The 10,345-nt window shown below is 45.2% G+C and carries 9 protein-coding genes and 1 pseudogene; 7 read left to right on the plus strand and 3 right to left on the minus strand.

The window, feature by feature from the left end:
- The first annotated feature begins 927 nt into the window (after positions 1 to 927).
- Positions 928 to 1,968 carry a polysaccharide lyase family 7 protein gene (locus L4C42_RS23240; RefSeq protein ID WP_429761820.1) on the plus strand — a complete coding sequence of 347 codons (1,041 nt, stop codon included), beginning with the start codon at positions 928 to 930 and terminating at the stop codon, positions 1,966 to 1,968.
- A 66-nt stretch (positions 1,969 to 2,034) separates the two neighbouring features.
- Here L4C42_RS23240 and L4C42_RS23245 read toward each other — a convergent pair whose 3' ends face one another.
- Complete coding sequence (locus L4C42_RS23245) at positions 2,035 to 2,598, minus strand: hypothetical protein (RefSeq protein ID WP_353498308.1); 564 nt, start codon at positions 2,596 to 2,598, stop codon at positions 2,035 to 2,037.
- 212 nt (positions 2,599 to 2,810) lie between these two features.
- Complete coding sequence (gene msrB, locus L4C42_RS23250; RefSeq protein WP_353498307.1) at positions 2,811 to 3,233, minus strand: peptide-methionine (R)-S-oxide reductase MsrB; 423 nt, start codon at positions 3,231 to 3,233, stop codon at positions 2,811 to 2,813.
- A gap of 338 nt (positions 3,234 to 3,571) precedes the next feature.
- Here msrB and gap point away from each other — a divergent pair, with 338 nt between their 5' ends.
- From gap to L4C42_RS23280, 6 genes are all read left to right on the plus strand, one after another.
- The gene (gene gap / locus L4C42_RS23255) at positions 3,572 to 4,567 is read left to right on the plus strand and encodes a type I glyceraldehyde-3-phosphate dehydrogenase (RefSeq protein WP_265673358.1); all 996 of its coding nucleotides are present in this window, start codon (positions 3,572 to 3,574) and stop codon (positions 4,565 to 4,567) included.
- A 138-nt stretch (positions 4,568 to 4,705) separates the two neighbouring features.
- Entirely contained in the window at positions 4,706 to 5,590 is an 885-nt protein-coding gene (locus L4C42_RS23260) for a D-hexose-6-phosphate mutarotase (protein WP_353498306.1), read from the plus strand.
- An 88-nt stretch (positions 5,591 to 5,678) separates the two neighbouring features.
- Complete coding sequence (rlmA, locus tag L4C42_RS23265; protein WP_353498305.1) at positions 5,679 to 6,497, plus strand: 23S rRNA (guanine(745)-N(1))-methyltransferase; 819 nt, start codon at positions 5,679 to 5,681, stop codon at positions 6,495 to 6,497.
- A 126-nt stretch (positions 6,498 to 6,623) separates the two neighbouring features.
- Positions 6,624 to 7,568 carry a ChaN family lipoprotein gene (locus L4C42_RS23270; RefSeq protein ID WP_353498304.1) on the plus strand — a complete coding sequence of 315 codons (945 nt, stop codon included), beginning with the start codon at positions 6,624 to 6,626 and terminating at the stop codon, positions 7,566 to 7,568.
- A gap of 148 nt (positions 7,569 to 7,716) precedes the next feature.
- Positions 7,717 to 8,103, plus strand: coding sequence for a hypothetical protein (locus L4C42_RS23275; RefSeq protein WP_353498303.1), 387 nt, complete (start codon positions 7,717 to 7,719; stop codon positions 8,101 to 8,103).
- 94 nt (positions 8,104 to 8,197) lie between these two features.
- On the plus strand, positions 8,198 to 10,072 hold the full coding sequence (locus tag L4C42_RS23280) for a BCCT family transporter (protein ID WP_353498302.1): 1,875 nt from the start codon (positions 8,198 to 8,200) through the stop codon (positions 10,070 to 10,072).
- Between the two features lie 63 nt (positions 10,073 to 10,135).
- Here L4C42_RS23280 and L4C42_RS23285 read toward each other — a convergent pair.
- Positions 10,136 to 10,345, minus strand: a pseudogene (locus L4C42_RS23285) (IS4 family transposase); the annotation flags it as partial.

The following is a 10,345-nucleotide window of genomic DNA, read 5'->3' on the forward strand; positions in this document are numbered from 1 at the left end:
AAGCGAATTTTTCGCCCAGCAATATTTCGTATTTCCAGTTGTATATTGACAACAGGGTTTTCAAACGATTGCGCTCGCTTTTGAGCTGCTTTCACTTTAGGCCATTCCGGAGAGACGAGCAGTAGTGAGGCAGCATTGAGCGTATCAAATAGATTTAGTTTCTTCATTTCTCATCCTTGAGTAACGGGTAATTTGACCTTCAACATGAATTTTGAGCGCAGTGTTAGGCGGTTTTTCTTTATTTCAGTCCATCCATTAGATACTAAAAGTCTAATTGCCGAAACTCATTTATGTCCAAATATGAGTTACACCTGTTAGGGAATAAAAATCACCGATAACCAATTTTTAACTCTAGGTGTGCGCGTTCAGTAGATTCCGCATCGAGTGCGGAATGACGACAAATTCGGCAAATGTGCTACTAATGTCCAAATATGAGTTACACCTGTTAGGGAATAAAAATCACCGATAACCAATTTTTAACTCTAGGTGTGCGCGTTCAGTAGATTCCGCATCGAGTGCGGAATGACGACAAATTCGGCAAATGTGCTACTAATGTCCAAAAGTTTGCTAGAAAACTGTCTGGCAACGTGTGAACACCGTAATCCAAGATTCTCACTGCTACTTAACCGTGACAGCGCCTCTATAAACTTTAGAGCACGCTTTGGGTAGATTCCGCATCAAGTGCGGAATGACGGTGTACTAGCAAGCTGAAGCAATATAAAGGTGGCTAACCGAGCCCACTTTAGCGCTCAACCAATGTCCCTCCGATTAAACACAAAACTTCCTACCAAATCACAGTTTGCGGCTTTATCTCACCTAGCAAATACCAAAGTACTCAATATTTCGTCCCAATCACACTTTTGTAATACAATAATATAGTAACATCCTAAGCATACCCATTAATGATTGCTTACCAAAGGAACGATAATGAAATCATTGCCCCTCACTCTACTTGCCACCAGTATTATTGCGGGTTCTGCTATTGCGGCTACTGAGTCTCCACTTGCAGCCCAATACAACCTTGACCCTAACAAAGCACCGTCACAAAACTTCGATATGACTAACTGGAAAATTAATTTACCAGTACTCACTACCGAAGGACCACGCAAAGGTAAGACACTTGAGATAGCAAAAGAGCAACTTGGTGATACTAAGACACCTTATGTACATCCGGAGTGGTTCTATACGGACAAAGAGTCTGGCGCGGTTGTTTTTGTGGCACCGAACGATGCACCAACCACACCCAACAGTAAAAATACACGAAGTGAGTTGCGCGCTATGCTTGCAACTGATTACGGAGAGCCAAGCAATAACTTTGTTATCGCCTCACATCCAAATGCCTCTGAATATGGTGCGATTGGCGGTGAGTTAAAGGCGACACTGTCTGTTGATCAAGTAAGTGAAAGCGGTAAATACAGTCATAACGGTGCATTTGGTGTTGTGATTGGCCAGATCCATGCGGCTAAAAATGAGCCTCTTAAAATTGTCTATCGTAAGCTCCCTGAACATGAACACGGTTCATTGGTATGGAACTACGAGTTGAACCCAACCAAAGATCTTCAAAACGCGAAAGATGAGAACGGCAAAAAGCTGAGAAAAGACATTCGCCACAACGTATTCGGTGAATACAACTTGCGACAAGGATCTGTCGATCCAAAAGAGGGTATCAAACTTGGTGAAATCTTCTCATACAGTGTGAACGTTGAAGGCGATATGATGCACCTTACGTTTACCAAGAACCCGGGCACGGATAACGAAATCGTCAAAACTTTCGATGTTGATCTAAAAGCGGGTAACTACCAAGGCCACGACGTTGACCAAGGTTACGGAAATACGTGGATGTATTTCAAAGCGGGCGCATACAACCAGTGTAATACGAAGAAAAGCAGCGCCTCTTGTAAGTGGCGCGGAATGGATGCAGGTGACTATGTTAAAGCAAGCTTCTACCAGTTAGAGCTAAATCAATAAACCCTAGCCGTTAAACAAACAAAGGGAGCTCAGTTGAGCTCCCTTTGTTTTTATCTGATCGGGCATTTAGAAGCTGTAGCGAACGCCAATGCCTGCGCCAATGCCTAACTTAAGGTCACTATTGTCAAACATCAGGCTCGGGGTTAACTGTGCGTAGCCATCCCAGTTTCTTGCGAACGGAAGTTCAACGCCAAGCGCAATGCGTGGACCAAATTTGTCAGAGCGTTTGATTTGACCACCAACACCTGCATACCAATTAAAAGGCACATCGCCACCAAAGCTGCCACGATTAAAGATGTAATCTGCAGCAATGCCATCGTTACCAACCGCAAAGTTAATCGTATTGTTGATCTGACCAACAATGCTTAGCCCTTGATCTAGACCCATACCAAGTTTGAATCCTGAATTACCACCACGGCGAGATGACGAGCCAGAACTTGACTTAGATTTTTGCGTAGATGCAGTCTGTTTCGTTGCAGGCTGCTTTGATGTTGATGCGGAAGATGGCGCTGCTGCTTGATCCTCTTCTACAATTTGCCACTGCTCTTCGCCACCAGCGGTCGTGTTTGCAAAAGAAGGGCTCATAAATAACGCTGCAACAAGGGCAACGATAAACGGTGTGTTTTTCATACTGGTGTTCTTGTGTTTGCTGCTCTTGCTTAATGCAAAGAGCTTATGAATGTAATGTTGGGCGCATTCTAGAAGCTCACGCTTTTACAATGTCATCATAGAGCAAAAATAGAGCAAGAATGGCTTCAGGAATCGTTGGGTGTGGTAAACACCCAACGACGCGAACAGATAAGACAGATAAGACAGATATGAAAGAATGGTACAGCTAGTGACTAATTTACGGAGTCTTGATCAGTTTTGTTGAAAATTAACGACACAGAGTTGACGCAAAAGCGCTGCCCTGTAGTTTGAGGCCCGTCTTCAAATACATGGCCTAAATGACTGTCGCAAGCACTGCAGCGTATTTCAACACGTGTCATACCGTGACTGTGATCGTCTATATAACGAATCGCGGACTCACTGACAGGCTCATCAAAGCTTGGCCACCCACACCCTGAGTCATACTTGTTTTCTGACCGAAACAGTTCGGCCTGACAACAGGTACAGTGGTATAGCCCTGTGTCCTTATTATGAAGCAGTGTCCCGGTAAATGGAGCCTCGGTACCTTGTTGGCGACAAACACGATACTGCTCATCGGTTAGCGTCTCACGCCAGTGTTGGTCTGGCTTGGCTCTATTTTTGTTTTCCCCAGTCATCTCCTTTACACCCTCTTTTTTATTGTCTACATTTTAATCAGCGCACACTTATTACGTGTAATAAACTTGGTTGTAGCACATTGTTGTCAATTACCCACCAAAGTGTGTCTAACATGTTAACTCACCTTGTCCCCAAGGTTAAATACATCAAGCAAATCATTACAGAGTCACGAGCTAAGTTCAAAAAAACGTCATTTAATACCGAATGTTAAGAAAAGCGACACTTTTTTTTGACTTTAGACAAATTAATTCCGATTATCTATTGAAGTTAGTGACTGGATTCTGTAATTTTACTACCAGTTATCTTTAAACAGAAATTAAGTTGTGGAGCAACTATAATGACTATCAAAGTAGGTATTAACGGTTTTGGCCGTATCGGTCGTTTCGTATTTCGTGCAGCGCAAGAGCGCAACGACATCGAAGTAGTAGGTATTAACGATCTAATCGACGTTGAGTACATGGCATACATGCTTAAGTACGATTCAACTCACGGCCGTTTCAACGGTACTGTTGAAGTTGAAGGCGGTAACCTAATCGTTAACGGCAAAACTGTACGTGTAACTGCAGAGCGCAACCCAGAAGACCTAAAATGGGACGCAATCGGTGTTGACGTAGTTGCTGAAGCAACAGGTCTTTTCCTAACAGACGAGACTGCACGTAAGCACATCACTGCTGGTGCTAAGAAAGTTGTTCTAACTGGCCCTTCTAAAGACGCAACTCCAATGTTCGTTATGGGTGTGAACGATTCAACTTACGCAGGTCAAGACATCGTTTCTAACGCTTCTTGTACTACTAACTGTCTAGCTCCTGTAGCTAAAGTTCTTAACGACAAGTTCGGTATCGAATCTGGTCTTATGACAACAGTTCACGCTACTACAGCAACTCAAAAAACTGTAGATGGCCCTTCTGCTAAAGACTGGCGCGGTGGTCGTGGTGCTTCTCAAAACATCATCCCATCTTCAACTGGTGCTGCTAAAGCAGTAGGCGTTGTTCTTCCTGAACTAAACGGCCTTCTAACTGGTATGGCTTTCCGTGTACCAACTGCTAACGTATCTGTAGTTGACCTAACTGTTAACCTTAAGACTGCTGCATCTTACGAAGCAATCTGTGCTGCTATGAAAGAAGCATCTGAAGGCGAGCTTAAAGGCGTTCTAGGTTACACTGAAGACCAAGTAGTATCACAAGATTTCATCGGTGAAGTTCAAACTTCAGTATTCGATGCTAAAGCTGGTGTTGCTCTAACTGACAAATTCGTTAAAGTTGTATCTTGGTACGACAACGAAATCGGTTACTCAAACAAAGTTCTAGACCTAGTAGCTCACATCTCTAAGTAATGTAAGCTTTTAGCTGAATATTTGTAATAAAGGCGACTCATAGGGTCGCCTTTTTAGTATCTGTTTCTGGGTCCAATTGACACCTGGGAGCTATCCCCTCGCCCTAGGAACCAGAGACTTAACCTAGGAAGTTACACTATGGATTTGTCTGTTTTACCTACCCTGACCGCTCTCTCTGACTATGTCACTATCGCTCAAATTGGTGACAATAAAGTGGTTCGCGTTCTTCACCCTAAAGCTTCAGCTGCCATCTCTCTACACGGTGGCCATGTCATTTCATTTAAGCCAGCAGGCCAAGAAGATCTGATTTGGATGAGCAAAGACGCCATCTTTGACAACAAAGCGGCACTGCGCGGTGGTATTCCAATTTGTTGGCCTTGGTTTGGCCGAGTAGCAGCACCGGCTCACGGTTTTGCGCGCAACAGTACTTGGGAGCTCATTGAGCACCGCGAAAATGAACAAGGTGTAATTGTTAGCCTTGGCCTGACCGACACTGACGCTACCCGTGATATCTGGCCACATAAATTCCAATTGGTCTTAAACGTGGAAGTGAGCGATTCATTAAATGTATCGCTAAACATCACCAACACTGACACCACTTCGTGGCGTTTCTCTGGCGCTCTGCACACCTACCTCAATCTAGGTGACATCGAGAAGATGGAAGTGACTGGCATGGGCTCTAGCTACATTGATGGCTTACTTGATGGCAAAATGTGTGAAGGCCAAGAGGTGCTTACCCTTTCCGATACCATCGACCGCGTTTACACAGCTCCATCTGATGAAATCGTACTGCATGACAATGCATTCGATCGCAAGCTGGCAGTATGCAATAGCGGCGACAACTCAGCAGTACTTTGGAACCCTTGGAAACAAGGTGCGGAATCTATGGGTGACATGAACAATGACGGCTACCTCAGCATGTTCTGTATTGAGTCAACACTTCATGCTGACTCACTGGAAGCTGGCAAAGAGCTTGCACCCGGTGAAAGCCACCAATTAGCGACACAGATTTTCATCAAGTAATCTGCCAACCTGAAGGAATTCAGCCGACTGAATTGCTTCCCTTCCTTGATATGGTTAGACTTACGAAAATTTTCGTCGAGTCTAACCTATGTCTTATCAATGCCCTCTGTGTCAGCAGCCACTCGCTCTAGACGAGCGCAGTTATCGCTGTAGCAATAATCACCAGTTCGACAAAGCCAAAGAAGGTTATGTCAATCTTATGCCTGTGCAACACAAGCGCTCAAAAGATCCAGGTGACAACAAAGAGATGATGCAGGCAAGGCGCACATTCCTAGCACACGACTTCTACGCTCCCATGAGAGATAAAGTCGCCGACATATTGGGTTCATCTTTAACCGTAACTAAAGGCAATATCCTTGATATCGGTTGTGGCGAAGGGTACTACACCAGCTACTTTGCCGACGAGCTGACAGGCGATAATCCCGACTTTGCCGTCTATGGCCTCGATATTTCCAAAGTCGCGGTTCGCTACGGTTCTAAGCGCTACGACAAGGTTAATTTTTGCGTTGCCTCTAGTCATAAGCTACCTTTTTCTGAAGAGAGTCTTGCCGCGGTGATTCGTATTTATGCGCCGTGCAAACATGACGAGCTGAGCCGCTGTATCGAAGCTAACGGACTGATGATTACGGTCACGCCAGGCAGTCATCACTTATATGAGCTTCGCGAACTTATCTATCAAGATGTGAGACTTCACGATGAAGCTGCTGAAGTGATTGAAGGTTTCGACCTAGTTTCTGAGGCTAAGCTCGACTACACAATGAACCTTAACGGCCAGCAAGCGTATGACCTTTTGCAAATGACACCATTTGCTTGGAAAGCTAGCCAAGAGCTAAGAGAGAAGCTGCAACAGACCGAGCACTTCGACTGTCGTGCCGATTTTATGGTAAGAGTATATCGCAAGAGTTAAAACCAAAACTCCAATTGGTAATGATATTAATTTTCAATTGCGTTGAGTCACGCGCGGTTCTCGTTTACCATAGTACTTTCAAGATAGCCTTCCATTGAAGGCTATTTTTTATTAAAGAGAGTCCCTATGAAAGCTTACCCTATCGCCCTGTCACTCGCTCTGCTCGCCGGTTGTAGCAGCGCACCTTCAAATGACCTGTCCAAGCCAGCTCAATCCGTTAATTCCTTCTACGATTATCAGCTGTATTCTCCACAAGGCTTAGCGGTTTCGCTTTCATCATTACCGGTCGACCTAAAAAGTGCCGATGTTATCCTCATTGGAGAGTGGCATACGCACAGTGGCGTGCATCGCTTTCAGACCAATCTTCTAAAACAGCTTGTAAACAACAACGCCAAGCTTGCGCTTTCGATGGAACAGTTCACTCGAGATAAGCAGCCTATTGTCGATCAATATTTGAAATCAGAAATTGGCGAACAAATGCTGATACGCGAAGGAAACGCGTGGCCAAACTATGAAAGCGATTATCGACCGCTTGTGGAACTTGCTAAGCAAAACCAACTCGATATCATTGCCAGTAATGCACCTAAGAGCTTTGTTCGCTGTATAGGGCGTGAAGGACTTAACTACTTAGAAAAGTTGGACAGTAATGAGCGAACTTTAGTTGCAAAGCGCATTGATACCTCCTCTTCAGCCTACAAAGACAAGTTCATGGCCTCAATGCACCATGGCGATAGTGAGCAAACTGAGCGCCAATATGCCGCTCAGTTGACGTGGGACGCTACCATGGCAGAGAGCATCGTTGACTACATCAACCAGCACCCAGGTACGCAAGTCATGCACATTGCTGGTAAGTTTCACACCGAAAACGCTCTCGGAACAGCAGCGCAAATACAAGCTCTAGCACCTAACCTTAACATCGCCGTCATTACTCCGGTCACAGATATAACCAGTGACTCAAGAGATTTTCAACTCTCGGTTCTCGCGCCACCGGTTCGATATGTGCAAAAAGAGAACCAAATGCAAGCCTATAAGCACCTACATAAACGTAGTGACACGCTCACCTGTGACTAGCGCGTTTGAAGCAATAAGTCCGCTTTTTGGCGTACTTATTGCTTAGCTATCAATGATAAACAGGTTCTATGTCTCACCTAGAGAAATTTTTATAAAGATTTTGCCATAAATGACGACATAGTAATTGATAGCACAAATGGAGATAGCTATGCAGAGCGTCAATTCCGGCATGTCTGCGCCAACCAATCAACTTGGCAGTGCCGCAGCAAACACCATCAAACAGGCAGAATCTAGTGGCAATACTTTGCCGACACCGCAAGGTGAACGTGGTGGCGACAGTGTCTCTATCTCACCGCAAGCAAAAGCGCTATTTGAACAAGAAGAGTCAGCAACACCAAAGCCTAACAATACCGATAAAGCAACGGATAAAGATGAAGACGATGGCATGGGTAAGACGGTAACCTCTTTTGCACATGGTGCACTAGGCATGGATCACCCTGACGATCTCGAAGAGCAAAAAGATTCGTCCTACTCGGCGGGTCAGTATGCATCTGCAGCCATCACCGTTGGGGCGTTAATACTCGCCTTGGTATAAAACAACGCTCTTTTGTTGTCACGATAGATAACCAGATTTGAGCGTGTGATGTTATTCAAATGATAATGATGTTATTTGACTTAGAAAACATCGCATGGAACGTTATTTTAAACTCATCGATAAGCCAACCTTTTTTGGCGCTATCGCACTTTTACTCGCTGTTATCATTCCGCTGATCCTGTTCCCAGAGCAAGGCGCTGATATCATTGCGCAAGCAAAACTGATTATGACCGACAAGTTCGGTTTCCTTTATCTAGCACTTGGCCTCGCTGCCCTCTTCTTCATGATATTCATCATTTTTAGCGATATTGGCCAAATCAAACTAGGTGACCCTGACGAAGCGCCGGAGTTTAAGACCTCATCTTGGGCTGCCATGCTGTTTTGTGGCGGTATCGGTGCCAGTATTCTTTATTGGGGCTGTATTGAATGGGCGTATTACTACCAATCACCACCATTTCAACTAGAGCCAGGCAGTGAAGAAGCTATCCGCTGGGCAGCAACCTACGGCATCTTCCACTGGGGACCGATTGCTTGGGCAATTTACCTGATCCCAGCACTGCCTATTGCTTACTTCTTCTATGTTCGTAAGCAACCTGCCCTTAAGGTATCGAGCGCATTGATTCCAGTCATTGGCGAAAAGCATACCAATGGCGCACTGGGTAAGCTTATTGATGTTCTGTTTATTTTTGGTCTTCTTGGCGGAGCAGCAACAACTTTAGGTCTGGCGGCACCGCTTATCAGTGAAGGTCTGAGTGTTCTGTTTGGCTTACCACAAACGACTTATACCCAAATTGGTGTGTTAGCTATCTGTACTGCGATTTTTGCTTACTCTTCTTTCGCAGGTATGGAAAAAGGCATCAAGATCCTCAGCAACATCAACTTCTGGGGTGCGATGCTACTGCTCGCTATCGTTTTGCTGCTGGGTCCAACCATTTTCATTCTAGAGACTGGCCTAGACTCAATCGGCCGCATGATGTCAAACTTCTTTGTAATGGCAACATGGGCAGAGCCCTTCGGTGGCTACGGCAGCTTCGATGACACCCATTTCCCACAAGACTGGACTATTTTCTATTGGGCTTGGTGGTTAGTATTTGCACCAAGTATGGGACTGTTTGTAGCCAGAATTTCAAGAGGACGCACTATCAAGCAAATGGTCGCAGGTTCACTATTCTTTGGTTCATGTGGCTGCTTCTTGTTCTTTATTATCCTGGGCAACTACGGCTTATCGCTACAGCTTTCTGGGCAACTCGACATTGTCAGTATTTTGAATGAACACGGCGCGACCAAAGCGATCTTCTCGATGCTTTCAGAGCTGCCATTCTCTTGGTTCATCATTCTGCTGTTCACGCTACTTTGCATTATCTTTACCGCAACCACGTTCGACTCCATCTCTTATATTCTGGCGTCTGTGGTGCAAAAAGATGTGACTCAAGAACCTATGCGTTGGAACCGTCTATTCTGGGCATTCACGCTAAGCTTTATGCCTGCGGTACTGATGTTCCTAGGTGGACTAAGTACACTACAAACTGCTGCCATTGTTGGTGGTCTGCCACTACTTGGTATTGCTGTAATGCTGATGATTTCCGCTGTGAAAGCAACGACGCTGGATATTCGTCACCAAGAAGATTACGTCGAACCAACCATCAATATTGAAGACCTACCTGAGTTTGATCCTTGGTCTCATGAAGGCGTTGCGCTTGCGAACTTTGAGAAGTGCCGAGACGTTGCACAAGTCGCTGCCGATGAAGAGCGCGCGGCAATGCAGACGCTGTTTAAAGTGAAAAAACGCATCCGCGCCTACGCTCTTGAACATTCTGGGGACGAAAGCAAGGCGATCCCTGAAGAGCTTCAACAGCTGCTTGAAGAAGCACTAAGTGCTCTCACTGAAGCACAAGAACACAAAGAGCAATCATCGCTAGCGGCACAAGACGCTCGCTCACGCTTTACCGAAGTGTGTGCTGGCGCTTAAATTGCCGATAACTAAAAACCAAAAAAGCAGGCTGTCTCAGCCTAATGCTTGTAAGTTAAGAAGCTAACACCTTTTAGAAGGCCTAGTCGCATAGCGACTGGGCCTTCTTTTTACCGCTCTTGGATAGCTCCTATCTCGCCTTTCTGGCAACGTAAAACTCTCAGCCATATCTAGGATATAGTTCATCACCTCCGGGATTCTTCCAGGTGCGACGGCAGGAAGGAGTTGTAACTGTCCTATTAAGAACAACGAAGCTTGTTTAAAGCCTATCTG

The organism is Vibrio wakamikoensis, assembly GCF_050337275.1.
Classification (GTDB): domain Bacteria; phylum Pseudomonadota; class Gammaproteobacteria; order Enterobacterales; family Vibrionaceae; genus Vibrio; species Vibrio chaetopteri.